Source organism: uncultured Tenacibaculum sp., assembly GCF_947494125.1.
Classification (GTDB): Bacteria; Bacteroidota; Bacteroidia; order Flavobacteriales; family Flavobacteriaceae; genus Polaribacter.
Genome location: NZ_CANLTU010000007.1, coordinates 143,010 through 169,018, shown reverse-complemented (window position 1 = coordinate 169,018; position 26,009 = coordinate 143,010). Strand labels below are relative to the sequence as shown.

Below are 26,009 nucleotides of genomic sequence, written 5' to 3'. Positions count from 1 at the left end.
AGTAGAAATTAAAATTTAACCCCCAAAACAGAAAAATGAGTAGAAGAAAAGGAATAACAACTTTAGAGATAATTTTAATTATTGTATTGATTATCCTTGTTTATATTATGACAGTAGGTTATGTGAATCTTTTAGATAAATTAGAAGAAAAGGATAAAAAGTTAGAAATAGATAACGAAAATAAGATAGGTAAGAAAGAAGAGAAAATTACTTTATCTAAATTAAAATATAGACACGGAAGATTAAAAGAAATTATTTCAAAAAACGAAGAGATTAATAATAAGCTAAATAGAAGATTTAAACTTATATATAATAGTGTTAAAGTAATATTGGTTTTATTGTTTTTAGGATTTGTGTTAATCCTATATTTTGTTTTTGGAATAACGAGTCTTAGTCAAATTCTTACTTTGATTGGTGCATCTGCATTATTTATGGTGTTATTATCTTTTTTATCTTTTGGAACTTTAAACGGAATTACAGATTTTAATAATAAGATTAAATTAAAGTTAGAATCCTCTATACGTTCTAAATGTATTTCTATTGAAGAAAAATTACCTGTTTATAGGAAAGAAGAAAGAAGTTTAATAGCAGAAATAAATTTAAAAGAAAAAGAAATTTCTGAGCAAGTAGCTATTGGAGAAGGTGTTTATATTAAAAACAAGGATGAAATTGTTTGAAAAAAAATAGAATAAGAATAAATTATTTAAAGTTATTAAAAATAAAATGCAAATGTTAAAAGATAAAATACCAGATTTTCAAACCATAATGCTACCAATGTTACAATTATTAGCAGATGGTAATTCTAAAACGTTAAATGAAGTAATGCAAATTTTAAGTGGGCATTATAAATTAAGCCAAGAACATTTAAAAATAAAAGTACCTAGTGGGCAAATGGGCTTATTTAGAAATAGAGTAGGTTGGACACGTAGTTATTTAAAAAAAGCAGGACTAATAAAATATCCCGAACGTGGTGTTTATCAAATAACAGAAGAAGGGAAAAGTTTTTTAGCAACGAATCCAATCAAGTTAAGAATGAAACAGCTAGAGCAGTTTCCTCAATATCAAGAATGGCGTACTACATTTAATGATACTAATACTAAACAAAAGGAAATAACGAATATACAAGAACAAACACCTGAGGAAGTATTAGCAACAACAGTATCAGAATTAAAAAATGAGTTAGCAACAGAATTGTTAGACAAATTAAAAGAAAATTCGTTTCAATACTTCGAAAACTTTGTAATACAATTATTACAAAAAATGGGGTACGGAGAGTTCCGTGAAGATGCTTCAGAACATACAGGTAAAGTAGGAGATAATGGTATAGATGGAATTATATCTCAAGACCGTTTAGGTTTAGAAAATGTCTATATACAAGCAAAACGATTTACAAACAATTCTGTTGGTTCACCCGAAATAAGAAATTTCATAGGTTCTTTAGCATTACAAGGAGTAAATAAAGGAGTTTTTTTAACTACAAGTAGATTCTCTTCAAGCGCAGTACAAACAGCACAAGATAGTAAGCAACAAAAAATTGTATTAATAGATGGTAAAGAGCTTACAGAATTAGCAATAGAGTATAATTTAGAGGTACAAATTTCAGAAACAATTCAAATTAAAAAGATAGATTTAGATTATTTTGAAGAATAATTATTAAAAAAAATTTGTCACCTAAATTGACACCTTAAAATAAAAAACCCTGTAAATGTAGTATTTACAGGGTTTAATAGTGGAGACGCCGAGAATCGAACTCGGGTCCAAACAAGCAGCTCAAAAGCTTTCTACATACTTAGTTCTTTCTTAATTTTCGACTAAAAGCTGATTAAGAACAATCTGTTTTTAGCTTATCTTCTTTAGTTTCAAAAATTTATCGAAGTACTAAATTTTCTATGTTTACTTTTACGATGCCCGAAAGTGAAACGCCGTAAACCAAGGCTTTTCGTGGACATAAAGCTTGCGCACCTTGTGCGCCTAGGCTAATCCTACTATGATTCGGATTAAGCAGCTAAAGCGTAGTTATTTTCGCCGTTTAAAAAGTTGAAATAAGTTTTACGAGTATTCATTTCACTCCTCGGTATGCTTACATTATCACTGACCTTGCTGTCAAAACCAGTCGTCCCCAATATGTCAAAGAATATAAATAAGTATTAGCAAAAAATATGCCTCTATCTATATTTTAAAAAGAAACAGTTAAGTATTCTTTTTACCGCAAAATTTAGCGGGCAACAAATATATGAAAATACTATTTGTCCAATAATTTTAAAACAAGTATTTTCGCCTAAATTGTAATAATTTAAAACAATAACAACTAATTTGTTTAATTCTATACAAAAAAAGACAATGAAATTCGGAATCATTAAAGAACGTAAAAATCCACCAGATAGAAGAGTAGTATTTTCACCAGAAAAATTAAAAGAACTAAAAGAAAAATTTCCATCAGCTGAGATTAAAGTAGAAAGTTCTGATATTCGAGTTTTTAATGACGAAGCCTATCGTGATTTAGGTATAGAAGTAGCAGAAGATATTTCTGATTGTGATATATTATTAGGTGTAAAAGAAGTTCCATTAGAGGCATTAATACCAAATAAAAAGTATTTTTTCTTTTCGCATACTATAAAAAAGCAGCCTTATAATCGTAAATTATTAAAAGGATTGTTAGAAAAGAATATAGAGCTGTTTGATCATGAAACCATTATAAAGGAAAATGGAGCAAGACTTATTGGTTTTGGTCGTTATGCTGGTTTAGTAGGCGCTTACAATGGTTTTAGAGCTTTAGGAATGCGCGAGAACTTATTTAGTTTACCAAAGGTTGAAACCTTAGCAGACTTAGAAGAAGTAAAGGCAGAATTGGATAAAATTACCTTACCAAATATTAAAATACTACTTACAGGAACTGGGAAAGTAGCAAAGGGTGCTAAAGAAATATTAGATCACTTAAACATAAAGCAGGTTAGTGATGCTTTGTATTTAACAGCCGATTTTACAGAACCAGTATATTGTATGGCTGATGTTATGGAGTATAGCAAAAGAAAAGATGGTAAAGTAGGAGATAAGTACGCGTTTTATAAGGATGCAACTGGATACGAAAGTAATTTTATGCCGTATGCGAATGTAACAGATTTCTTTATCGCAGGACATTTTTATGGAGACGGAGCTCCTTATTTCTTTACAAGAGAAGATGCTAAACAAGCAGCTTTTAGAATAAAGTATGTAGCGGATGTTTCTTGTGATATAGACGGTCCTGTAGCTTCAACTATTAGACCTTCAACTATAGCAGATCCTATTTATGGATATGATCCAGCAACAGAATCGGAAATTGATTTTAGAGATGAGAAAGCAATTACAGTAATGGCGGTAGATAATTTACCATGTGAATTACCAAAAGATGCCAGTGAAGGTTTTGGAGAGATGTTTTTAGAGCATGTAATACCAGCGTTTTATAACAACGATAAAGACGGTATCTTAGAAAGAGCAAAAATGACAACTAATAACGGAAAACTAACCGAACGTTATTTATATTTACAGGATTACGTAGACGGAAAAGAATAATAATAAAAACCTGCAACTAGCGGGTTTTTTTATAGTTTAAAATGTATGCTGCCAGACAAACAATTTTTAATTGATACTGCTAAAATGAGAATGCCTTTTGGCAAATACAAAGGAACCTATCTTGTAGATATTCCTGAATACTATTTGGTATGGTATAAGAACAAAGGTTTTCCTGCCGGTAAGTTGGGTAAAATGATGGGCTTAGTATACGAAATGCAGTTAAATGGGTTAGATGATATTTTAAAAAAAATTAAAGCACAATTTTAATTTTTTATTTAAGACATTTTATCAAAGAATATATGTAAAAAAGAGCGCTTTTAAAAACGCTCTTTTTTACATTTTGTTAAAATTTTAAATTCTTCTTTATTTTAAAGATACATTATAAGTTAATCCAGCAGAAAAAGTAGTAGAATCACCTAAGTTTCTTCCATCGATTACTTTACCAAATCCTAAACTTACTCCTAATTTAGGAAGGATGTTTTTATATACTGTAAGTCCAACTCTACTATAATCTACATCTGTTTCTGGAAAATTACCGTTAAAGCCAGAGCCTCCAATATCTACTCCTTCTTCAGAGTTTAAAATATCTGCCCAAGCTTCAATATAAATAAAGTCACTTGCGTATCCAATTTTACCAGTAGTAACAAAAGCATTTGGCACTCCAAATTCACCACCAGGAGTTAAATTATTATCAGCATCGCCTCTAAGGTTATAGGCCGCTAAAAGTGTTGAAAAGAAACCACTTTTTGTGTTTAAATGCAATCCTGCAGTTACATCAATACCAAAGGCACCACTACCAATAGATAAAATTCCGTTTGGTTCATATCCAGTAGGAATAACAGCTGTTACTCCAGTTATAATATTTAAATCAGCTTTTTTAAAATTAAATTTATGAGCATTTAATTTTAAGGCTATTGAAATATCTTGTAAATCAGATATTGAATTCTGTCCATTTACAGGATCTCCAGCTCCACTTGTGTTTTGTGCTGAAATAAAAGGAAGGTTAACAACAGCAGATAAACGTTCAGTAATACCATATTTAGCGTAAAGAGAAAATATGTTTTGATTTATTTCCTCATGAATTGGAACAGCATCAGCTTTTACAGCTCCTAAATAGAATTTATCATATTTACTTTTTGAATAAGAAGCGGTTACGGATAAATCACCTTTTTTAGGTGTAAATCCATCTAGTATTCCTTGTGCATTAACTGTGTTGGTAATTGCTATTATCGTAATAGATAATAAAAATAAATTTATTTTTTTCATTGTAAACTTGAATTAATTCCCCATTCAGTCGAGCTTTTTTTTAACGATTACAAAAAAACAAAAGAACTTTTTATTTTTCTTTATTTACTATTAGAAGTGTTTTATATAATGAAAACATTATCCATAATAAACTTCCAAAACCAATAGAAACAAACCAAGCGTTTTGATTTGTAAAAGATGTTAAACTTTGTTTTAATGTTTGCAACGGCGTTGTGAAAATGTCCCAAGAGTTAAAGCGTAAAAAACGACCTAAGTATATTCCAAAGCCACAAAGAAAAACAACTCCTATTATAAAATAGTTAGCAATAGTTAATGTCCAATTTTTTTGTATGATTTTATAAATTGTATGCATAGAAACAATTGATAAAAGTAAGCCAGTATTTGCATAACAAAATATCATAAACAAATCATACCAAATCATAGTTGATTTTGAGTGATGTAAATGGATAAAATCCGTAATCATATAGGGAGCATTTGGTAAAAATAATAGCCAGAAGCTTGTTCCTATAATAATTTTTGTTTTTGTAAGAGGTCTTTTTTTCATTACTTCTGATACTATATATGGAATACAAGCTAAAAACAAGTTCCATAGTAGGAAACTGAAAAATAACGACTGGGTGTATTGAACTCTAATTAATTGTAATATTGCGCAAAATAGTACTATTAATAAAATTGATTTTTGTGTTTTATTTAGATGCTTCATACTTATATCTTCTATTTTCTAGTATTAAAACTGTAATAATTCCCATTGTATAAGCAATAAGATCACCTATACTAAATGTGTTGCTTATAATGATATTTGCAAGTTTAAAATTGCTTAAACCAAGATGGTTAACAAGGTTTACATATTGCAAGAATTCAACAGTATATGAGAATAGTAATATTGAAATAGCTGTACTTTTTACCGAGAAGTTAAAAAAGGATTTAACTAAATAGTATAACATGATAACAACTAAGAAATCTCCGAATGTGTGTCTTGCAAATCCTGAAGTTTGTGTTATTAATATTTCTATTAGAAATATGGCAAAGAATATTTTTAAATTTTTTGAATGAATTTTCATAGTGGAAGTTTTAAAGAGACAAACCCTTTTTAAAAGATTTGTCTCTTGTTTTTAAAATCTATAATTAATCGTTTTGCCAATCAATTTTTCTAGAAGCATACATTACAGAAGCTAATATTACAAACAATCCTGTACTACCAACTAATAAAGCATAGTTTTCTAATTGAATTATAATGAATATAAATGAGTACAATGCTAATAAAGCAATAGCGATAAAGAATGGGAATTTTATTCCTTTTAAGATAGATTTTGAATACAAAGAGATTAACGTAATAACACTAATTCCTGCAATAATATAGGCCTTTAAAAAGCTACTGTGTTCTGAGATAGAAATTAATAGGGTGTAAAACATGGTTAAAGCAATACCAATCATTAAATATTGAAATGGATGTATTGAAATTTTACTCATGGTTTGTATTAGAAAGAATACTAAAAAGGTTAAAACAATAACTAAGAAACCATATTTTGTTGAACGTTCACTTTTTTGATATTCATCTACAGGAATCATAAAGTTTACGCCAAAAGCATATTCTTTTAAATTTGGAATTCCATTAAAAGATTGTTGAGAAAAGGGTCTATTAATGTCCAGTACTTTCCATTTAGCATCAAAACCAGCAGCACTTATCTTATTAGAATTGTGAGGAAGGTATTCTCCCAAAAAATTGGCAGTTTTCCAATCGGATTTTATGTTCACGTTGGTTTCTTTTCCAACAGGAATAAACCGAATTTGTTTACTACCGTTTATATTAATCTCTAAGTTGAAATCTACATCGGTTTTAGATGGTAAATCTTCAATGTTTATAAACTTACTTTCTAGTTTATGCAAATCTAAATACATTGTATTTTTTCTTCTATCTTCATATTTAGAAGTAAAAGAGTATAGGTTTTTATGTAACTTCATTTCAACCAAACTATTGACTCCTTTTAAGTTTGAAGTTTCAATAATTAATCGAGCCTTGTCCCATATAATATCTTCTTCTTTAATATCAAGTTCGCTAAAATCTGGTTTAGAAAAATTACCTGTAATTTTTATCTGACTCTTATATACAGCAGTTTTATAAATTCCTCTTTTTTTCTCCTCAGGATTTATAGTTGAGTTTATATTTAAAGATTTAGGAAAGAAATAACCATAGTTAATTTCTTCAATCATTTCGGTTTGTACTGCGTTTGTTTTTTGATTTAGAATTGATTTTTTATGATAGGTTTTATAAGGAACTTTTAAAATTGGACCGTATAACAAAACTTCTTTTCCCCATTTCTGATTTATTTCTTGCACTACTTCTTTTTGCCTGTGCATTCGTTCGTTAATTAAACTTTTAATAAATGATAAAGGGATTAATAAAATTAAAATTAAAAAACCAACCATAAGCATTCTCGCTGTTATTGATGTTTTAATCCATTTACCAAATTTTCCGTTTTTACTGTTTATTGTTTCCATAGTTTGTATTGTTAAAGAACTTTGAAATTCAAAGTTAATGTGTAAAAAAATTATTTATTCTTAATTAGTTTTTCTAAAGCTTCTATATGTTTTTTAAATTCGAGTTTTCCTGTTGCTGTAGCATAGTATCTGGTATTGGGTTTTCGTCCAATAAATTGTTTTTCAACTCTAATAAATGCTACTTTTTCTAAAGCTTTGGTATGACTTGCTAAATTTCCATCTGTAGCCCCTAAAAGTTCTTTTAAGGTGGTAAATTCAGCATATTCATTAACCATAAGAACCGACATAATTCCTAGTCGTATTCTATGATCAAAAGCTTTATTTATATTTAGAATAATGTTTTTCAAAAAATATATTTTTTACGAAAATAAGTAACTATTTCTTATCGTATTTAAAATGCATCACCATACCATATACTATATGCATAATACCAAATCCAATTACCCAAAACCAAAAGCCATATCCTGGATATATAGCGCAAATTAATCCCAAAACAACTTCTGTGTACCCTAAATATTTTATATCGCCAATAGTGTATTTAGAAGCATTTATTAAAGATAGTCCATAAAATAAAAGCATTAAAGCAGCAGTTTGCCCATATCGTTGTTGATTTAAGATAACAATAATATAAATGGTTCCAGCAGTCAAAGGAATTAAGAAGTTAAGAAGTAATCTCTTAGTAGTAGCATCCCATATTTTTTCATCATTTTTTTTAGCTTTTCTGGTAGTTAAATATATAGCAGTACCAATACTTAAAAAACCTACTAAAATTAAATCTGTTATAACTAAGCGAAAAATTCTTCCATCTAAAATTAAATAGCCTTTTTCACTATAAGTAACTAACCAATAAGCAAAAGAGGCTCCTATTAATGCATAGATCCCTGCAATAATACCTGATAAACCGCTTAAAGAAATAAATCTTGAGGATTTATTCATTAGGTTTTTAATTTCTGAAATATCTTTTAAATAGTCTTGTGTACTCATTATTAAAGAACTTTGAAGTGCAAAGTAAGTTGTTTTATTTTAATTTGGCAAGTAAAATTTTAATGTATTTTTAAAGCATGAAACCAGCAGAAGAATACATATTAAAACAAGAAGAACCTTTAAAGTCTATTTTGTTACACTTACAAATTCTAATTGAAACAAACTTTAAAGAAGTAACGCTGTTGTATAAGTGGAAAATTCCATTTTATTACGTAAACAATAAGCCTCTATGTTATTTTAATGCTACTAAAAAGGGATATGTAGATGTAGGTTTTTATTCTAAAACAAGTCTCAAAGCATATAATGAGTTTTTAGTATTAGAAAAAAGAAAAGCAGTAAAATCAATTCGTTACTACAAATTGGAAGAAATTAATAAAGAAGTTTTAATTTCAGTTTTGTCTGAAGCTTATAAAGTCAGATTATAATATGTTTAAATAACATTGTAGGTAAGAACTGAAGTATTATTAAAATATAAAGTTAAAAATTTACCTTTTTTCGGTTTGTTAATTATAATAGACGTGTTTAGATTTTTATATATCACTACTGGTTTTTTTGAAGTAAAACTCCCTTCATATTTATAAGTTATTAGCGTATCTGGGTTTAGATTTTTAAGGATAATAGTAACTTTTTTATTGGCACTGTTTATTATTCCGTTCTTAGGTGAAATGAGTACAGAATTATAATTAAAAAAATTATCAGAGAATACAGGTAGTTTACTAAAAAAATTCAAAGGAGCTTGTCCCATTAGTTTAACCCATTTACTTTTACTTGGATAATGTGTTAACCTTAATTTGTCTTTTGAAATATTAAAATAAGTATAATTAGATTTCGATTTTAATAAATTACTATCATAACTTATTCCATAAGTTGCATCAATATATATCCAGTGATTGTTAATTTTTACACTATTCCATATGTGGTTTTTTAACTTAGGGACAATATTTATTTCCTCAGCAGAACTTTTTACAAACCCTTTAATTAATTCATTTTCTATATCAAGTAAATTACAAACTTTATTAAATACTAAGGCTATATTATTACAAACCCCTTTTTTAGAAAGAAATGTTTCTCGGACTATTTTATCATCAATTAATTTTAATCTTCTTTTTAAATCATCTTCATCAAAATACACGATGGTTTGTGGTTCTTTTAGTAAAAAAGCATTTGTTTTTGGATTGTAATATTTAATATTTAAGGTAATCCAAGTATATATAGCTCTTATTTTCTCTATATCAGAATTAAAATCTAAATCTATTTTTTGTGCTAATTGTTCTGCAGATCGAATAAACTTATAATTCTGTACTTGATTGTCAACTTTATTAAAACCCTGACTAAAAACTTTGAAGTTTAATAAAATTAAAATGAATAAAATCCTTTTCATTTAACTAAATTAAATAATTAAAAACTCTAAAACAACTTGTCCATCAATAATTAAAAAGGCTTCTTTACTATTTGATGGAGGAACAATAGTAATCTCGGCGGCATTATTTTTAAAAGAAACAGTAGGTTGTTTCATGTATTGATGCCCTCTAAATCCAAAATGAATTTCCTGATTTGATTTAATATTTTTAAGGGTAATTTTAATAGCAGAATTTGCATCTTTTTTTAAGATTCCCGATGTAGGTTTACTAAGAATATAATCTTTTTTAAGAAAAGAAGAAGTGTAAATAGGTTGATTAAAATACTCATCTATTCCCATTCTTTTTATTCTAAGCTGCCATAGGCTGTCTTCAGGATAATGAGTAAAAAAATATTTTTCTTTAGGTATATTAAAGTAATAATTATTAAAGTTACGTTGCCATTTTCCGTTCATTACAGCACCAGCTGCCCAAGTAGCATCAATATACTGCCACTTATTATTTATTTTTACAGCATTCCAAGCATGGTTAGTATTATTCATTATTTTACCAATGTCGTAAGAAGAATTACGGACGTATCCTTTTATAACTTCATTTTCAATATTTAACAACGTACAAACTTTACTAAATGTTTGAGCATACCCTTCGCAAACAGCTTTTCTAGTTGCTAGTGTACTTCTAACAATATTATCTTTTATAGCTTTTATTTTAGCTTGTTTTTCAGCTTCGTTTCTATATCGAAAAGCTATTCTTTTTTGTTTAGGATTGTATAATTCTTCTAAATTGTATGTAACGTTTTTAGCCAACCAAATAAAAACAGCTCTAATTTTATTTTCATCAGTAGTAAAATCAGAAGCAATTTTTGTTGCAAGTTTTTCAGCAGTAATTAATTTAGGGTAGGAGTGTACAGTATTGTCTACTGAAGAAAAATCTTGAGCAGATAACGAAGAAACTGTAAGTAAAAGGAAAAAATAAAGTTGTCTCATATAAAAGTTTAAAACAACTTTATTTATCAAAAATTGTGCCTATAAATTATTTATAGTTTTTCTTATGGTAACTAAGTTGCTAAGTAGTTTTTCTAAGTAGTCAAGATGTAACATGTTAGCACCATCACTTTTAGCATTAGAAGGATCGAAATGAGTTTCAATAAATAAACCATCAACATTATTTACAACACCAGCTCGTGCAATAGTTTCAATCATATCAGGTCTACCACCTGTAACGCCACTAGATTGATTTGGTTGTTGTAATGAGTGTGTAACATCTAAAACTGTAGGTGCATATTCGCGCATGGTAGGAATACCTCTAAAATCAACAATCATATCTTGGTATCCAAACATAGTTCCACGATCAGTTATCCAAGCTTGTTGGTTACCTGCATCGTGTACTTTTTTAACAGCATGTTGCATTGCTTCCGGACTCATAAATTGTCCTTTTTTTAAATTGACAACTTTATTGGTTTTTGCAGCAGCAACTACTAAATCGGTTTGACGAACTAAAAAAGCAGGAATTTGTAAAATATCTACATATTCTGCGGCTTTATAAGCGTCAGAAACTTCATGAATATCAGTTACAGTTGGAACATTAAAAGTTTCGGAAACTTTTCTTAAAATTTTTAAAGCTTTTTCATCACCAATTCCTGTGAAACTATCAATTCTACTACGATTCGCTTTTTTAAAACTTCCTTTAAAAATGTAAGGAATTTCTAATTTATCGGTAATAGAAACTACTTTTTCTGCAATTCTTAAAGCCATTTCTTCGCTTTCAATAGCACAAGGACCAGCCAAAAGGAAAAAGTTGTTAGAATTGGTATGTTTTATATTGGGAATAAGATTTAAATCCATGATTAAAAATTTTGAACAAAATTAAGAAATTAAATTGGCTATATTTAGCCTTTTAAACTAAATAAGATGAAAAGAACAATATACACTGTAATTGCAGTAATGCTCTTAACAGTAGCTTGTAAAACAACAAAAAAAGGAACAGAAAACAAGAGTGTGGCAATAACAGATGCTGTTACTCAAACTTCAAAAAAAACAGCTCATAACCCTATAAATATTGATTCTTCTTTGGTTAGAAAGCATTTATATACGTTGGCTGCTGATGATATGGAAGGACGTAAGCCAGGAACCCCTGGGATGGAAAAGGCTACTAAATATATAGAGAATGAATACAAACGAATTGGTTTAAAGAAATTTGAAAACTTAAAAACATACCGTCAAAATTTTACGCATGAGGGTATTGAAATGAGTAATATTTTAGGAGTTTTAGAAGGGAAATCAAAAAAAAACGAATTTGTAATTGTATCTGCACATCACGATCATTTAGGAGTTAAAGAAAGTGGTGAAGGTGATCGTATTTTTAATGGTGCAAATGATGATGCTTCTGGAGTTGTAGGTGTACTAGCATTGGCAGAATATTTTGCTAAAAAAGGAAATAATGAGCGTAGTATTTTGTTTGTATGTTTTACAGCAGAAGAAAAGGGTTTAATTGGTTCTAAATATTTTGGAAAAGACATAGATCCGTCAAAATTTGTTGCAGGAATAAATTTAGAATTGATTGGTAAAGAGCCAAAAACTGGGCCTAAAACAGCTTGGTTAAGTGGTTTTGAACGTTCTGATTTTGGAAAAATTATTCAAAAAAACTTAGAAGGTACTGGCTACAGATTATTTCCAGATCCATATCCGAAATTTAATTTATTTTTTAGATCAGACAATGCCTCTTTAGCTCGTTTAGGTGTACCTTCTCATACATTTTCTACAACGCCTATAGATATTGATACCGATTATCATCAAGTATCTGATGAAGCAGAGACTTTAGATGTAGGTATTCTTACTGAAACAGTAAAAGCTGTAGCAAAAGGAACTGAAAGTATTATTAACGGAAAAGACACGCCTACTAGAGTTGTTATTGAAGAATAATAGTTCAAAAAATATTTTTTAAAAGAGCCTTTCTTAGGGCTCTTTTTTTATGCTTTTTTAATAATTTAAATAGGTTTTTGTTGTTGTTTTGTTAATTTGAGTCGTTTAAAATTAATGATGATGTTAAAATTATATTAAAATTTTACTATATTCGCAACGTTTTAATTTAATCCCTTCAATATTATGAAAAAACAAATACTAAGCTTAGCTATTGTATTAGCTATGTTTTCATGTTCCCAAAATGACAATTTAGAAACTGCTGTACCTCAGAATGGACTGCTCTCTAAAAAAGAAATTAACTCAATAATTAATAAGTCATTACAATCAACAGGAGATTTTAATTGGACTTCACAAGAAGTAAATACAATTTGGAGTGCAGTAAACCATGGAGAAAATATTTTAACCATTGGTTATGGTACTTCAAAAAATAATTTTTCAAGAAGTGCAGAAGCTAATACTATTAAAGAAGATTTAATTCAACTTGTTCGTAGTTTAGAAAAAAACTCAGCTAAAGGAGCTACTGAATTATATGTTGATGAAAATATTAATGTTATAGACATTAAGGTTACCAATAAAGAAACAATAAAAACATTGTTGAAAGACAGTAGAGTACGCTATATAGAACCTAGTGGATATAACTTCTTAGAAAAAAATAACCAAGCACGTTCTTCTTCTTCTGGAGGATCTGGATGTGGATATGGAACTGCTACTTTAAGTACGAATGATTATCGTACCGTATCACCAGGGGCAAGAGTACCTTGGTCTTTTGATGCGCACAATATTCCACAAGCATGGAATTATAGTACAGGAGCAGGTGTAACAGTTGCCATTGTAGATTCTGGATTATCTCCAGAACAAAAATGGATGAATCAATATTTTAACGATGGAGCTTCTTCTGGAAGATCAGTTCAAAAATATGGAACCTTCGTAGATTCTTGGTGGGCTTGGTCTAATAATTATGACGGAGTAAATGATAAATGTGGGCATGGTACAAAGATGGCTGCCGTTGCTACAGCACCGAGAAATAATGATAACTTACCAGTTGGAGTTGCTTATAATGCAAACTTAGTTTCGTATAGAGCTGTTGAAAATGTAGTGATTGATGATTATCACGAAAAAAGAGGTATTGTTGAAGCTTTAACTGCGTTGGCTAATAGAAGCGATGTAAAAGTAATTTCAATGTCGTTAGGTTTTCCGTTTAGTATAGGAAATGTTTCTGATGCGATTAAGTATGCACACAGTAAAGGAAAAATGGTATTAGCAGCAGGTGGTACTTCAACTTCATTTACCACATGGTATGGAGTTATTTTTCCAGCAAGTATGTCAGAAACTGTGGCTGTTACTGGAGTAAAAGAAGGACAATATGATGAATGTGATGTTTGTCACTCAGGTTCTAAGATTGATTTTACAGTTCAAATGCAACGTACTAATGGAACAGATAATAAAGTTCCTGTACTAAGTTATTATAACGGACAAGCTAATTATGTAGGTGGATCATCGGTTGCAACTGCAACAACTGCTGGTATTGCAGCTTTAGTATGGTCTAAACACCCAACTTGGACTCGTGCTCAAGTGTTACAAAAAATGAAAGAATCAGCAGATTTTTACCCAAATAAACATTCAGATTACGGATATGGAAATATCGATGCTTTAAAAGCAGTTCAATAATTTAATCAACTAACTAATCTTCAAAAAAGTCTCGTTAATTCGAGGCTTTTTGTATTTTTATCAGGCACGTTTTTTGATAGCTAATCAATAAATTTAAAAATTATGAGATACTTTAAATACCTTTTCTTATTCGTTTTAATAAGTTGTTCTTCTACAAAAGTGGTATATGACTATGATAGTCAAACAAACTTTACAGCTTATAAGACATTCAATTTTTTTGAAGATGCTGGTAAAGGTTTGAATGAGTTAGATGTAAAAAGGGTTACGAATGAGTTAGCGAATAAACTTCAACAAAAAGGTATGCGTTTGTCTGAAACACCAGATATTTATATAAATGTTTTATCTAAGCAAAGTAAATCTGAAAGAAGAAATAGCATTGGTGTTGGTATCGGTGGTGGTGGAAATGTTGGTTTTGGTATTTCTGGAGGAATTCCTATAGGGAGTAGGAAAGTAAATCAAGAATTGATTATTGATTTTGTTGAAAGTAAAAAGGATGAGCTTATTTGGCAAGGAATAGCGAATAGTGAGTTGAAACAACGTAGTACACCAGAAGAACGTGTAATGCATTATAGTAAAGTAATTACAGAAATATTAAAAGGATATCCACCAAAAAAAGCCTCTAAATAAGATAGAGGCTTCCATTACAAACACTACTAAAATACTAATCTAAAGTTAGGTTTTTAGAAATTTTTCTCCAATCTACTATTTTAAAATTCTGATGTAAACTGTCTTTATTTTGAGTATTCGCTCCGTCTTGAGCTATGAAAATACCTTTTGGATATTTAGTACCTAAGTTAACTGAGGTAACATCAATTCCATCTGTATCGTAAGTACCGTCAATAATGCTGTCTTTTAACGAAAAACTATGTAGATATTTATTACTAACCCTATCTATTACAGCATAACTATTGTTTCCTTGTGAAGAAAGAATAATATAGCCTTTACCGTTTCCAGAATCGTATAAAGTAACTCCTTCAAAATCTGGATACATGTTTTTATCTTTAGTACTAATTACTTCAGTAGCATCTATAGAAGTATTAGGTTCTGCATTAAACTTCCATAGAGCAGTTTCTTCTTCTCCTATATAAACTTTTGCATAAAAATCATCGGCAACAATTCCTTCTCCTTGACTTTTTAAAGCAAAACTTCTGACTAGTTTAGCGTCAATCTTAGTATTGTTTTCAAATAATTCCCATTGTTCAATACCTCCTTCTTTTCCTACTAAGAAAACATATATTTTAGAAGTTTCTTTGCTTTTATACATTCCTAATCCATAAACTTCGTTTAAATTAGATGCTATAGGTCTTGCTGAAACTTCTTCTAATTCTCCAGTAGGTTTTACTATTAAAATAGAAATCGTATTATGAGTTCTGTTACTTGCTGTAACTACAGAAACAGTTTCGTTGTTTAGTACAAATCCATTTCGAATATCTACATTATTTACACGTCCTATTTTGTATGAGTATAAGCGTTCTCCATCTAAATTATATACTTCTAAACCTTCTTTTTTATTCGTTCCTATGATTGTTGATTTAGAAACATCTTTTGGATTAATCCAAATACAAGGGTCATCGGCAGCATCGTCGTAAGAAGTAACAGGAGTTGTTTCAGCATCGGCAGTTAAAGCAATTATAGGATTGCTATTGCTTGTCTGGATTGTTGCTTTTTTTTCTGTTTTACAAGCTATAAATAAAGTAGCTGTAATAATTATTTTTAAAATGATTCTCATTATTAGAAGTTATATTTTAACCCAATATTCCAGTTGTAGTTATAGAATTCGGCTTGTCTAGTTTGGTTTTTAGTTCCTTGGTAGAAACGTAATTCTTGGTTGGTTAAGTTTTTAGCTTCAGCAAAAACACGAAGCTTTTTGGTAATGTTATAGGCAGCGTTTACATCTAAAAATAATTGCTGATCATAAAATAGATCAGTAAAGGTGTCTTTTCCATATTCAGAAATATAATCATCAGCAAAGTTTAACGATGTTCTTACCGATAGTTTTGAAGTTTCATAAGCTAGTGAAGCATTGAACATATTTTTTACTGCACCTGCTAATGGTAAACCATCGTTTCTGTCAGCAATTCCATTTGTTTTCGAATCTGTAAAAGTATAGTTTCCATAAACAGTTAGGTTTCTTAAAAAGCTAGGTAAGAAGTTTAATTTTCTTTGTAAAGCTATTTCAAAACCATAGATTTCAGCTGTACCCCCGTTAAAAGGTCTTGTTACATCATAAACATCTGTAGTTCCATTTATGGTTATCGATTCTTTTGAAATTGAATTGTAAATAAATTTATCAATGTCTTTGTAAAAGGCTCCTGCTGATATAATTCCTACGTTACTAAAATAATGTTCAAACATTAAATCTAGGTTCGTAGATTCGGTTGGATTTAAATCCGGATTACCATATTCGGCTTCTATATCGTCACTATTGATATTTCTATAAGGAACTAAATCGAAATAATTAGGTCTAGCAATTGTATTGGTCCAAGCAGCTCTTAGTATTGTATTTCTATTTACTTTGTACTTAGCATGAAAATTTGGTAACCAATTGGTGTAGTTTTTACTTCCCGATGTTCTAGTTGCATCATTTATTGTTTGAGCAGTTTCAACATCAATAGCAAAACCATTATAATCAATCGTTGTTTTTTCAGCTCTAAGTCCAGCAATAATCGAAAATTTTTGACCCAATTTTTGTTGTAACATTCCATAAAAAGCATATATATTTTCGTTAGCATCGTAATTTTCAGGAACAAATTCATCCAATACAGCTTCACCATTTGCCAAAATAAGACTTCCTAAAAATTCTTTTGAAGTAAATAATCCTGATTGATAATTATTCCCTGCTAAGAAACCATTTAAAGTATAATCGGTAGTAATTGTAGCATTCATAGTAGGAATTTGACTTTCTAAATCATATTCAAAGAAATTATTGTCTCTTAATTTTTCCTTGTATTTGTGCTTGAATCCAAATTTTAAAGAGTTTTTATAAACTCCTGTAGCGTTAATAGGTATTAGGATGTTGAAGTTAGAACTGATTTTACGTTCTTGCGTAAAACGTTTTTCTTGTGTTACTTCATCATACACAAATTTAGATGGATCGTTAAAGTCGTTATTTGTTGGAATTAAACTAGGAAACTTAGCTCTTGAAAAGTTTTGCGTAACTTCAATATCATCGTTTTCAAAACGAATATAACGTTCGTTTGGACGTTCTTCTTTCGCTTTTGAAATTCCCGTTTTCCAATCTAATTTGATGTTACTAAAGATTAGATGTTCACCTCCAAAAGACAATTTATATACACTTTGTTTTTCTAAACGTGTATTATCGTTGGTACTGTTATTAATTCCTCCTTTAGTTTGTCTACGTACTTCTGCTTTTGAAATTCCAGCAACGTTAGGTTCTTCAATTTTTCTAAAACGTACTCGGTAACGATTTTCAAAGTCGTTTCTTTGGTTGTACATAGATTTAAAGAAAAATGTATTATTGCTACTAGCATTCCAATCTAAATTTACAGCAACACTCATCCTATTTCTTTTTACATCGTATCGTCTAATATCGTGTTCACCAATGTAAGTTTTATTATTTTCTTGTTCCCATTCAAACTCTACGTTGTCTGATCCATAATCGTTAGAATTGTATGAGGCATTAATTACATAGCCTAATTTTTTACTAAAAGTTCTGTTGGCAACTAAAGCTGAGAAATTATAATTAGGTGAGTTTCTTACAGGATTACGACCATATGACCCTGTAAGGAAAGCTCTAAAAGTACTAGGAGCAGAGCGTGTTATTAAATTTACAGAACCTCCAATTGCATCTCCTTCCATATCTGGAGTTACTGCTTTGTTAACCTCAATAGTTTGAATCATATCTGATGGAATTAAATCCATTTGAACTCTTCGGTTATCTCCCTCTGCTGAAGGAATTCTATCTCCATTTAAAGTCACTGAGTTTAATTGAGGTGCTAAACCACGAATAATAATATCTCTAGCTTCTCCTTGATCATTTTGCATAGATATTCCAGGTACACGTTTTAAAGCGTCTCCAATATTAGTATCAGGAAATTTACCTACCTGATCTGCAGAAATAATATTGGTAATATTCGCTTTGTTTTTTTGTTGATTTAAGGCTTTTGCCTGGCCTTTTCCAATACTTCCTTTAATAATTACTTCTTCTAGTTCGTTAATTTTTGGAACTAGTGAAAAGTTTTTAATTAAGCCCCCATTTAGTATAGAAACAGTTTCTTCTATTGTTTGGTATCCTATAAATGAAATGGATATTATATGATTTCCTTCAGGAATGTTTAAAAGTTCATAATATCCATTAAAGTTACTTGAAATACCAATTTTTAATGATGGTATTACAATAGTAGCACCTGGCAAAGGAAGGTTGCTCTCGTCTAAAATTCTTCCTTTTAAATTAGATTTGTCTTGCGCGTACCCCCATAAACTCAAAAGACAAATACTAACTAGTAGTAGTTTTTTCATTTTGTATATAATTGATGATGAATTAGTTTATGCAAAACTATTTATCGAAAAGAGCAATTGGATTTTGAAATTGTTAGTAAACTATTATGAGGTTTTAATGAAAAGATTAATAGATTGTTAATTTGTTGAATATTTTCTAATGTTTAGTTTAATTTTAAATTACGTAAAAATTACTTTTTAAAAACATTTACTATGGCATATAACGAGTTTTTAATAGATAGAATATCACAGTTTTTTAATGAGAAACACGTATTCTTTTATGAGAAAAAAATGTTTGGATCGCTTTGTTTTATGGTTAATGATAAAATGTGTGTTATTGTAAACAAAAACGAATTAATGGCTCGAATACATCCTGATATTTATGAGGAAGCATTGACAAAAGATGGTTGTGAAGATATGAGCTTTAGTGGAAAAAGAAAACCTGTAAAAGGTTATGTAATATTAACAGAAAAAGCTTTTGATTTAGATGAAGACTTACATTATTGGTTGCAATTAGCCTTAGATTATAATCCATTAGCAAAAGCTAGTAAAAAGAAAACCTCCAAATAATGGAGGTTTATATTTTTATAATAATAATTGTTTTTTAGAATTGGTAACGAATACCTAAACCAAAATCAGATTGAAAGCCGTCGTAAAAACCACTAAAACCAATCTCTGGTCTATAATCTAAAGAGATAGCTAAAGGAATATCAAAGTTATATTCAATACCAACTACACCAGCTCCAAAAATAGCAGTACTACTATTCGCAGAAGCAATTCCACCTCCAGCACCAGCAAACCATTGGAAATTATTTTCTAAAGCCCATACCCATTGGTATAATCCAGTAGCTTTAAAAGCATCACCTTTTCTAATCCCTAAATCGATTTCTAATCTGTTGTTATCACTTAATTTTCTTTGATAAGATATTTCCCCACCAAAACCATTGTTGTCTCCAAAACGGATTCCAATAGCATTTTCAGATATTTCTTGGGCATTAATACTTGAAATAAATCCAAAACCAATAATTGCAATAAATAAAAGTATTTTTTTCATGTTTTTCTATTTTAACTCTTCAAATATATAATTTTATTTAATTAGTAGCCTAATTCCTTTTGAATGACTACTGAATTCTGGAGCATACATACTTTGTATGGTAGTAATTCCGTTGCTAAAATCTCCAGCATTGTTGACTCTTACGTCATATTCAAAAACATATACTCCTTTAGATAAACGATCGAAGAAGAAATTTGTTGCTGCATCTTTTGTGCTTTGATAATACCCTAGACCATCCTGCCATTTATATTGCGATAATACATCAATAGGTTCAACGCCACTAGCACGCATATCTTTCATATGTATAAACTCCATGTCTCTATCAGATCGTAATTCGATTCTTACAGTGATTAAATCGCCAACTTTTAAAGAAGTCTCATTTGTAATTTCAATAAGTTTTTTGCCAGTATCAGAATTTACTTTTTTAAATAGTTTCTTTTCTAATTTTAATGGCGTTTTTGCTGAAGTAATTTTATCTAAATCTTCAAAATATTGCCAGTATAATCCACCCCAAGCAATGCCTTTTCCTTTTTTAGAAATGGTTACTTCACTCATTTTTTTAGTAATTTCAGAAGTATTCCAAGAAGTTTTAAAATAACCTGTACCGGCTTCAACTTTTACTGCTGGCATTTTACTTGGGTCAATTTTTATATCTCCTAAGTTTACATCTACAGCATCGGTTATTGAAATCCAATCGCTACCTTGTAATAGTAAGGCATATACAGCTTCTGTAGTTGCTTTGGTAGTTTTCCATTGGCTTACTTGTTTGTTTTTTAATAACCAGATTTTTAAATTATCAATAGTTTTAGTGTCGTTTTCAATTTCTGAAAAGGCTTCTATTAATAAGGCTTGAGTTTCAATAGGAGCTTGATACCAATACCAACTTGGTTTGTTTGCTTTCCAATACATACCTAGCTCATTAGAAGTAATACTATTTTCTTTTAATGATTTTAGAATTTTGTTAGCAGTTGTTTTGGTTCCTGTTCTATGTTGAATTAATGCGGTTAAACCTTGTCCGTATAAGTTTTGTTTGGTCCAATATTTAGCAGTTTGATTCGTATAGTATTCAACAGCCTTTTTTGTTTTATTCTCTATTGAAATATCATTGTAAAAACTACGCATGTATAAATATTGTAACGCAAAATAGTTTACATGATTTTTTGCTAAATAATCGTTATACTTTTTCTCGCCGTCTTTTTCTCTAATACGTTTAGCTTTTTCTAATAATTCGTGATATTGATCAGTGATTTCAAGATCTAAAAATTGAATTGCCTTATTTATTACTTTATTAGTATTGTTGTCAAACTCTGAAACTCCAAGTTGTTTTAAATGACCAAAACTACTAGCAACATAATTGGTAATAAAACGATTTGGATGGCGTCCGCCTTTAAACCAAGGGAAACCTCCATTATTCATTTGCATATTTAGAAGTTTATTGATAGCTCCTTGTTGTTCGTTTTTCATTTTATTGAAATCAAATAACAATGCAATTCTTTTCTTTTGTTCAGTTTCAGATTGTGCGTCTCGTAACCAAGGTGTTTCTTGTATAATTAACGACTTTAACTCTTGGTTTTTTTCGAGGTTAGAAAGTAGTGCTTCACTCGATTTCCATTGTTTAAACACTTCTTGAATTCTCGGGTTTGAATTAGCAATATGACTCGCTAAGGTATTTGCATAGTAACGTGCAAAAGTTTGTTCAGAGCATTCATAAGGGTATTCCATTAAATAGGGTAGAGATTGCACAGCATACCAAGCTGGGTTTGAAGTAATTTCTAACGTTAACTTATGATTTTTTAATGATGTTGACGTATTGTTTTTAAGTTTGTTTAAGGTGAATGTTTTTGTTTGGTTTGAACGTACCCACATTGGTAAAGTTTCTGTAACTAACATTCTATTAGATAATACTGGCAAAGCATTTTGCTCACCGTCAGAAAAATCACCTGCTTTTGCTATTACTTTGTATTGAACAGCTTGTATGGTTTCAGGAATTGATAAATTCCAAGATACATTTGTATTCCCATCTTTATCAACAACAAATGATTGATTTTTTGTAGAATTATCCAACAAGTTAATTTCTTTACCTGTAATGGCATCGCTTAGTATAAGTTGTGCTAAACCTTGTAGGTTTTTATCTGATAAGTTTGAAATTTTTGCACTTAAGATAATTTTATCTCCTTCTCTTAAAAAACGTGGTGCATTTGGAACTACCATCAACTCTTTTTGTGTAACCGTTGTTAAGGTTTTTGTAGCTGAGTGTAAGTTTTTGGTATGTGCCAATAACTGCAATTTCCATTTAGTTAAAGCTTCAGGAACTGTAAAATTAAAAGAAACATTTCCTTTTGCATCAGTTGTTAAATGTGGGTAGAAAAAAGCTGTTTCTTGTAGGTTTTTACGGATTTGTATTCCTTTAGAAAGATCTTCTCTTTCCTGTTTTTTATTCATTTCAATTGAACCTGTAAAACCAATTGCATCATATTCAGCTTCATCAGATTCTGTTGATTCTATTATGGTTTCTGCTACTTCTTTCGCATCATTAAAAATCAAAGCTTTTTCTGTAACAGGAGCACTCATTTTAGCAACCCTTCCTCTAAATCGAAGGTTTCTATTGTGTCCAAAACTAAACCCAAACCAATTAAATTGATCATACCTTGTTGGTTGATATGGATTTGTATAAGGCTTACTTAAGTCTCTTATATTTAAATACGAATTTTTAAAACTTTGAAAAGCATTTGCATTGGTATAAACACTGTATGTTGGATGGTGTATTGGTTGAAAATCCCAGCTATGTGCTTTAAACTCATCTAAAGAGGCATCATACATTCCCGCTAATACTTCAGCTAAAATTTTGTCTTTTTTAGTTCCTTTTATAGTAAAACTCCAAGTTTGGTTTTCTCCTGGTTGTAGCTTATCCCTAAATGTTTTAGTACTAATTTCTAAATCTGTTTTTGGATATGGGACGTTAATTAATTTTGTACCACTAATAAACGAGTTATAGTTTACTAAAAAGTATTTAATAGCAAACCCGCCTTGATCTTCTTTGGTTACAGGAACTTTTATTGTTTCACTGTTTTTATTTAGGTGTACATAATGCTTGCTAATAATTTTATGCTGCTTTTCTACTGTAAGCATAACTGTAGCATTGCTAGAGTTTGTACTCACCGTAATTTCTGCTTTATCACCAATATTATATGCTGTTTTATTTGTAGTAATAGAAAACAACTGATTATCCGTAGGTAACTTATCGCTTTTAGAAAAAACAGAGAAAAACTGTTTGTCGTCTACTTTTTGACCAAATTTATCTTCACTATTAAGTTCTATAACATATTTTCCTGAAGCCCATTTTTTAATATTTTTTAGCTGAACTTCTTTTTCTTTAGCTGTATTAAATTTTGTTTTAAAAACTAATTTTCCTTTTTCCCAATTCATAAATTTATCTTCATTGGTATAGGTGTCATGAGGAAATTTATTTTCGAAATCTGCTTTAGGAATCACTTGATAGTCTGGTGCATTCCAAGGGCGCTTTCTTAAAGGTTTTTTAGGAGCTAATAACTTGTGAATTTTTATAGTTCCTTCCGCAGGAATCAATTCATTATTCAGGTTTTTGGTTGAAACATTTATAGCGTAATCTTTTTTACTTTTATCTAAAAAATCATCTATTTCTACTGTAGCCAATAAAGCATGGTATCCTACTTTTATATTTGTAGTAGCACTTCGTGTTTCTCCATTAAGGTCGGTAACATCTGCTGTAACTTCATAAGTGAAAATTGGACTATTTTCTTTTGAAACACTTTCATCTGGAATGGCTTTAAATTTAATTTCAAAACTTCCTTTTTCGTTGGTAATTGTATCTCCGTGGATTATTTCCTGTGGTTCGCTTACAAATTGTGGTCGATACCAATACCACCAACGTGGATATTGCACTTTTCTATGTACACGATATACTACATTAGCATCCGTAATATTTGCTCCAGAAAAAGCTTTTGCAAATCCATTTACAATAACTTCATCGTTAATTTTATAACTTTTAGTTATTGGTTTGAATTCTGTTTCAAACTTTGGACGTTTGTATTCTTCAACTGCTATTGATTGATAATTTTTATGGCCATCAATTTCTGCTTCTATACTAAAATTACCAGTTAAACCTGAGTTTGGTATGATGAATTCTCCTGAAAAAGAACCAAATTCATTGGTTTTTAATTGAAGTTCATTAATTATTTGTCCATTGAAATCTTTAAGTTCAATTAAAACAGATTTGTTTGTTTTTACTGTTGATTTCTTTTTAAAGGTTTCCATTGAAATTCCTTTAAAATATAAAGTTTGACCCGGTCGGTAAATACTTCTATCTGTAAAAATAAACGATTGTGTTTGAACTTTTGAAGCTTCTTCCTTAGGTTGGTATTGTTGGTTTATATAAAACTGACCAAATTTTGATTTATCATCTTTATAGCTTACAATAGCATTAACATTATTGTAATATTTTTTAGCTGTTAAAACATTAAATTCTCCATACTTATCGGTAGTAAAAGTTTTGTCAATTTTATTTCCGTAACGCGATTTTTCTTTATTTGAAAACAACACTTTTGCTCCGATAATTGGTTTTCCTGTATTTCTATTAAGAACTTGATATACGTTTTTACCTATTTCATTTTTGTTTATAAACGCTAAATCGGTTACTTGAATATTGGTAGTTCCAATTGCTGATGTAGGATATACTTTTTCTTTAGGTGAAGCAACTAATAAGTAATTTCCTTGTGAAATTTCTGGAACAATTATTTCGGTAGAATGTAGTTGATAATCTCCTTCATTTTTTAAATTATAACACCAATTTCCAACCTTCGTTAATTTATTTATTAAGTTGTTTTTTTGCTCTTTTCCATATGTTTTACGAAGCTTTTCTGATTCATCAAAACTTATTTTGTAGATTGATAAGTAGACTTCTTTTACATTTTTGTATGTAACGAGTACTTTAGAATATTTATTTATGGGAATGTATTCTTCTGCTACAATTTGTATAGACTCAGAAAGTATTTGTTGCTTTAGAGAAAGACATTTTTTAGCCCCGTTACTATTTGGAAATTGTTTAATTACTGCATCACAAATAGCAACAGCTTCTTTTCTTTTAAACTGATTTGTTTTATCTCTATTAGGTTGAAATAAATTACCTTGCTGATTATAGGTTTTTGCAATTTCATAAGCATATAAACCAGAAACATCATTGTTTTTATAAGCTTCTTCAGATGCTTTTAAAGTTTGTAAAAACAAGTTTTCTTTATTAGAAAACGTTGCATGTTGTTTTATAAAAGTTAATCGCTGTAAATCAACATCTACTAAAGCATTTTTATCCTTGTCTTTTAAATGAAAAGCAATTAAATCTTGATAAATTTTTATAGCATTGTATTGAAGTGATAAAGTGTCTTTTGTTGTAAGGTTAAGTTTAGAAAATATTTTAGCATCATTTAATAAATGAGGATTATCTAATTTAAACTGGTATGCAGGTTTGGTAATGTTATTTTCTGATGTTTTATAAAACTGTAGTGCGTTGTGCGCTAAAAAGTCATATAAGGTTGGACGATATACTTCTGCATTTTTTTGTGAAGATAGAATATCATTAAAAGTTGAAATATTAGTTTGTTGTAATAATAATCCGTTTTCTAATGATTTTTGATAATATATATGAATTTCAGTAAAAAGGGTATTTAAATCCCATGTTCTGAAATCGTCTGAATTAACTTTATTTTGAGTTTTAGTTCTATTATAAAATTGCCAACGATGTTGTTGAAAATACTGCCAATATAAATTAGCTAAAATATTTTCTAACACATTTTTTGTTGGAAATTTACTTTTAGAAATTTGTTTTTTAAACTCATTAATAATTTTTAATTGCGCATCTTCTTCTAGGGTTAATGTAAATTTACTTTTATAAAAAAGACACTTTATAGTTTGTGGAGAGTTCTGTTCTTTTTCTGCTTTTACGTATATATCATTTACCACTTTTAAAGCTGATTTCGGTAAATTGTCAACTTCAAATTTTTCTACTTTCTCCCATAAACTTTTATAGTTTTCCTGGGCATTTAAAATGGTTGAAAATAAAATCATTAATAAAATAGAGGTTATTTTTTTCATAACTATATTTATTTTGTAATTCAAATCACTTAAATAATTAGATACAATGCAATTAGCAATGTTTAAAATTAGGTTTTAAGTGAGTGAACATAACTTTTCAAAGAGTTTCGATTTAAAGATACTATAAAT

The 26,009-nt window shown here is 29.4% G+C and carries 22 protein-coding genes and 1 other RNA gene; 9 read left to right on the top strand and 14 right to left on the bottom strand.

From position 1 onward, the window contains the following. Positions 1 to 35 precede the first annotated feature (35 nt). Positions 36 to 677 carry a hypothetical protein gene (locus Q0881_RS12715; protein WP_299160856.1) on the top strand — a complete coding sequence of 214 codons (642 nt, stop codon included), beginning with the start codon at positions 36 to 38 and terminating at the stop codon, positions 675 to 677. Positions 678 to 729: 52 nt separating this feature from the next. Next, entirely contained in the window at positions 730 to 1,650 is a 921-nt protein-coding gene (locus Q0881_RS12710) for a restriction endonuclease (RefSeq protein WP_299160854.1), read from the top strand. Between the two features lie 77 nt (positions 1,651 to 1,727). On the opposite strand, the gene ssrA is transcribed toward Q0881_RS12710, so the two are convergent. Continuing rightward, positions 1,728 to 2,121, bottom strand: a transfer-messenger RNA (tmRNA) gene (gene ssrA / locus Q0881_RS12705). 219 nt (positions 2,122 to 2,340) lie between these two features. On the opposite strand from ssrA, the gene Q0881_RS12700 reads away from it, so the two are divergent. After that, positions 2,341 to 3,549, top strand: coding sequence for an NAD(P)-dependent oxidoreductase (locus Q0881_RS12700; RefSeq protein WP_299160852.1), 1,209 nt, complete (start codon positions 2,341 to 2,343; stop codon positions 3,547 to 3,549). Positions 3,550 to 3,594: 45 nt separating this feature from the next. Then, positions 3,595 to 3,816 (top strand): DUF3820 family protein, encoded by a 222-nt coding sequence (locus Q0881_RS12695; protein WP_299160849.1) that lies wholly within the window; start codon positions 3,595 to 3,597, stop codon positions 3,814 to 3,816. A gap of 96 nt (positions 3,817 to 3,912) precedes the next feature. Here Q0881_RS12695 and Q0881_RS12690 read toward each other — a convergent pair whose 3' ends face one another. The 6 genes from Q0881_RS12690 to Q0881_RS12665 all read right to left on the bottom strand — a co-directional run bounded on the left by Q0881_RS12690 (position 3,913) and on the right by Q0881_RS12665 (position 8,298). Then, a complete protein-coding gene (locus tag Q0881_RS12690) occupies positions 3,913 to 4,815 on the bottom strand; it encodes a transporter (RefSeq protein WP_299160846.1) in 903 nt (300 codons plus the stop codon). Between the two features lie 70 nt (positions 4,816 to 4,885). Further along, positions 4,886 to 5,518, bottom strand: a complete 633-nt coding sequence (locus Q0881_RS12685) for a DUF1361 domain-containing protein (protein WP_299160844.1) — start codon at positions 5,516 to 5,518, stop codon at positions 4,886 to 4,888. Continuing rightward, the gene (locus Q0881_RS12680; RefSeq protein WP_299160841.1) at positions 5,502 to 5,876 is read right to left on the bottom strand and encodes a DUF2809 domain-containing protein; all 375 of its coding nucleotides are present in this window, start codon (positions 5,874 to 5,876) and stop codon (positions 5,502 to 5,504) included. Before Q0881_RS12680 ends, Q0881_RS12685 begins: the two co-directional genes overlap by 17 nt. A 64-nt stretch (positions 5,877 to 5,940) precedes the next feature. Next, the gene (gene creD, locus Q0881_RS12675) at positions 5,941 to 7,314 is read right to left on the bottom strand and encodes a cell envelope integrity protein CreD (protein WP_299160838.1); all 1,374 of its coding nucleotides are present in this window, start codon (positions 7,312 to 7,314) and stop codon (positions 5,941 to 5,943) included. A 50-nt stretch (positions 7,315 to 7,364) separates the two neighbouring features. Then, on the bottom strand, positions 7,365 to 7,661 hold the full coding sequence (locus tag Q0881_RS12670; RefSeq protein WP_299160835.1) for a transcriptional regulator: 297 nt from the start codon (positions 7,659 to 7,661) through the stop codon (positions 7,365 to 7,367). A 28-nt stretch (positions 7,662 to 7,689) separates the two neighbouring features. After that, the gene (locus Q0881_RS12665; RefSeq protein ID WP_299160833.1) at positions 7,690 to 8,298 is read right to left on the bottom strand and encodes a hypothetical protein; all 609 of its coding nucleotides are present in this window, start codon (positions 8,296 to 8,298) and stop codon (positions 7,690 to 7,692) included. A 77-nt stretch (positions 8,299 to 8,375) separates the two neighbouring features. On the opposite strand from Q0881_RS12665, the gene Q0881_RS12660 reads away from it, so the two are divergent. Beyond that, complete coding sequence (locus Q0881_RS12660) at positions 8,376 to 8,723, top strand: DUF1801 domain-containing protein (RefSeq protein WP_299160831.1); 348 nt, start codon at positions 8,376 to 8,378, stop codon at positions 8,721 to 8,723. Between the two features lie 5 nt (positions 8,724 to 8,728). Here the strand turns inward: Q0881_RS12660 and Q0881_RS12655 are convergent, their stop codons facing one another. From Q0881_RS12655 to kdsA, 3 genes are read right to left on the bottom strand one after another with little or no spacing between them, the layout of a single operon-like run. Next, a complete protein-coding gene (locus Q0881_RS12655) occupies positions 8,729 to 9,679 on the bottom strand; it encodes a transglutaminase domain-containing protein (protein ID WP_299160828.1) in 951 nt (316 codons plus the stop codon). Positions 9,680 to 9,688: 9 nt separating this feature from the next. Then, on the bottom strand, positions 9,689 to 10,642 hold the full coding sequence (locus tag Q0881_RS12650) for a transglutaminase domain-containing protein (protein ID WP_299160825.1): 954 nt from the start codon (positions 10,640 to 10,642) through the stop codon (positions 9,689 to 9,691). 39 nt (positions 10,643 to 10,681) lie between these two features. Next, entirely contained in the window at positions 10,682 to 11,500 is an 819-nt protein-coding gene (kdsA, locus tag Q0881_RS12645; RefSeq protein ID WP_299160823.1) for a 3-deoxy-8-phosphooctulonate synthase, read from the bottom strand. Positions 11,501 to 11,566: 66 nt separating this feature from the next. Between kdsA and Q0881_RS12640 the strand changes: the two genes are divergently transcribed. The 3 genes from Q0881_RS12640 (at position 11,567) to Q0881_RS12630 (ending at position 14,872) form a co-directional block, all read left to right on the top strand. Next, positions 11,567 to 12,577 (top strand): M28 family peptidase, encoded by a 1,011-nt coding sequence (locus Q0881_RS12640; RefSeq protein WP_299160821.1) that lies wholly within the window; start codon positions 11,567 to 11,569, stop codon positions 12,575 to 12,577. A gap of 183 nt (positions 12,578 to 12,760) precedes the next feature. Further along, on the top strand, positions 12,761 to 14,245 hold the full coding sequence (locus tag Q0881_RS12635; protein ID WP_299160819.1) for a S8 family serine peptidase: 1,485 nt from the start codon (positions 12,761 to 12,763) through the stop codon (positions 14,243 to 14,245). Between the two features lie 102 nt (positions 14,246 to 14,347). Further along, positions 14,348 to 14,872, top strand: a complete 525-nt coding sequence (locus Q0881_RS12630) for a DUF4136 domain-containing protein (RefSeq protein WP_299160816.1) — start codon at positions 14,348 to 14,350, stop codon at positions 14,870 to 14,872. A gap of 34 nt (positions 14,873 to 14,906) precedes the next feature. Here Q0881_RS12630 and Q0881_RS12625 read toward each other — a convergent pair whose 3' ends face one another. Next, on the bottom strand, positions 14,907 to 15,974 hold the full coding sequence (locus Q0881_RS12625) for a phytase (protein WP_299160814.1): 1,068 nt from the start codon (positions 15,972 to 15,974) through the stop codon (positions 14,907 to 14,909). Between the two features lie 2 nt (positions 15,975 to 15,976). Further along, a complete protein-coding gene (locus Q0881_RS12620) occupies positions 15,977 to 18,724 on the bottom strand; it encodes a TonB-dependent receptor (protein ID WP_299160811.1) in 2,748 nt (915 codons plus the stop codon). 192 nt (positions 18,725 to 18,916) lie between these two features. Here Q0881_RS12620 and Q0881_RS12615 point away from each other — a divergent pair, with 192 nt between their 5' ends. Next, positions 18,917 to 19,273, top strand: a complete 357-nt coding sequence (locus Q0881_RS12615) for a TfoX/Sxy family protein (RefSeq protein ID WP_299160809.1) — start codon at positions 18,917 to 18,919, stop codon at positions 19,271 to 19,273. 34 nt (positions 19,274 to 19,307) lie between these two features. On the opposite strand, the gene Q0881_RS12610 is transcribed toward Q0881_RS12615, so the two are convergent. Together Q0881_RS12610 and Q0881_RS12605 are read right to left on the bottom strand one after the other, a co-directional pair. Then, positions 19,308 to 19,757 (bottom strand): hypothetical protein, encoded by a 450-nt coding sequence (locus tag Q0881_RS12610; RefSeq protein WP_299160807.1) that lies wholly within the window; start codon positions 19,755 to 19,757, stop codon positions 19,308 to 19,310. Positions 19,758 to 19,790: 33 nt separating this feature from the next. Beyond that, positions 19,791 to 25,880, bottom strand: a complete 6,090-nt coding sequence (locus Q0881_RS12605) for an alpha-2-macroglobulin family protein (RefSeq protein WP_299160804.1) — start codon at positions 25,878 to 25,880, stop codon at positions 19,791 to 19,793. Positions 25,881 to 26,009: the final 129 nt, after the last annotated feature.

Excerpts from the sequence above, each read along its gene's own strand:
- Q0881_RS12715 (WP_299160856.1), top strand. The coding sequence starts at position 36 with ATGAGTAGAAGAAAAGGAATAACAACTTTAGAGATAATTTTAATTATT.
- Q0881_RS12710 (WP_299160854.1), top strand. The coding sequence starts at position 730 with ATGTTAAAAGATAAAATACCAGATTTTCAAACCATAATGCTACCAATG.
- Q0881_RS12700 (WP_299160852.1), top strand. The coding sequence starts at position 2,341 with ATGAAATTCGGAATCATTAAAGAACGTAAAAATCCACCAGATAGAAGA.
- Q0881_RS12695 (WP_299160849.1), top strand. The coding sequence starts at position 3,595 with ATGCTGCCAGACAAACAATTTTTAATTGATACTGCTAAAATGAGAATG.
- Q0881_RS12690 (WP_299160846.1), bottom strand. The coding sequence starts at position 4,815 with ATGAAAAAAATAAATTTATTTTTATTATCTATTACGATAATAGCAATT.
- Q0881_RS12685 (WP_299160844.1), bottom strand. The coding sequence starts at position 5,518 with ATGAAGCATCTAAATAAAACACAAAAATCAATTTTATTAATAGTACTA.
- Q0881_RS12680 (WP_299160841.1), bottom strand. The coding sequence starts at position 5,876 with ATGAAAATTCATTCAAAAAATTTAAAAATATTCTTTGCCATATTTCTA.
- creD (WP_299160838.1), bottom strand. The coding sequence starts at position 7,314 with ATGGAAACAATAAACAGTAAAAACGGAAAATTTGGTAAATGGATTAAA.
- Q0881_RS12665 (WP_299160833.1), bottom strand. The coding sequence starts at position 8,298 with ATGAGTACACAAGACTATTTAAAAGATATTTCAGAAATTAAAAACCTA.
- Q0881_RS12660 (WP_299160831.1), top strand. The coding sequence starts at position 8,376 with ATGAAACCAGCAGAAGAATACATATTAAAACAAGAAGAACCTTTAAAG.
- Q0881_RS12655 (WP_299160828.1), bottom strand. The coding sequence starts at position 9,679 with ATGAAAAGGATTTTATTCATTTTAATTTTATTAAACTTCAAAGTTTTT.
- Q0881_RS12650 (WP_299160825.1), bottom strand. The coding sequence starts at position 10,642 with ATGAGACAACTTTATTTTTTCCTTTTACTTACAGTTTCTTCGTTATCT.
- kdsA (WP_299160823.1), bottom strand. The coding sequence starts at position 11,500 with ATGGATTTAAATCTTATTCCCAATATAAAACATACCAATTCTAACAAC.
- Q0881_RS12640 (WP_299160821.1), top strand. The coding sequence starts at position 11,567 with ATGAAAAGAACAATATACACTGTAATTGCAGTAATGCTCTTAACAGTA.
- Q0881_RS12635 (WP_299160819.1), top strand. The coding sequence starts at position 12,761 with ATGAAAAAACAAATACTAAGCTTAGCTATTGTATTAGCTATGTTTTCA.
- Q0881_RS12630 (WP_299160816.1), top strand. The coding sequence starts at position 14,348 with ATGAGATACTTTAAATACCTTTTCTTATTCGTTTTAATAAGTTGTTCT.
- Q0881_RS12625 (WP_299160814.1), bottom strand. The coding sequence starts at position 15,974 with ATGAGAATCATTTTAAAAATAATTATTACAGCTACTTTATTTATAGCT.
- Q0881_RS12620 (WP_299160811.1), bottom strand. The coding sequence starts at position 18,724 with ATGAAAAAACTACTACTAGTTAGTATTTGTCTTTTGAGTTTATGGGGG.
- Q0881_RS12615 (WP_299160809.1), top strand. The coding sequence starts at position 18,917 with ATGGCATATAACGAGTTTTTAATAGATAGAATATCACAGTTTTTTAAT.
- Q0881_RS12610 (WP_299160807.1), bottom strand. The coding sequence starts at position 19,757 with ATGAAAAAAATACTTTTATTTATTGCAATTATTGGTTTTGGATTTATT.
- Q0881_RS12605 (WP_299160804.1), bottom strand. The coding sequence starts at position 25,880 with ATGAAAAAAATAACCTCTATTTTATTAATGATTTTATTTTCAACCATT.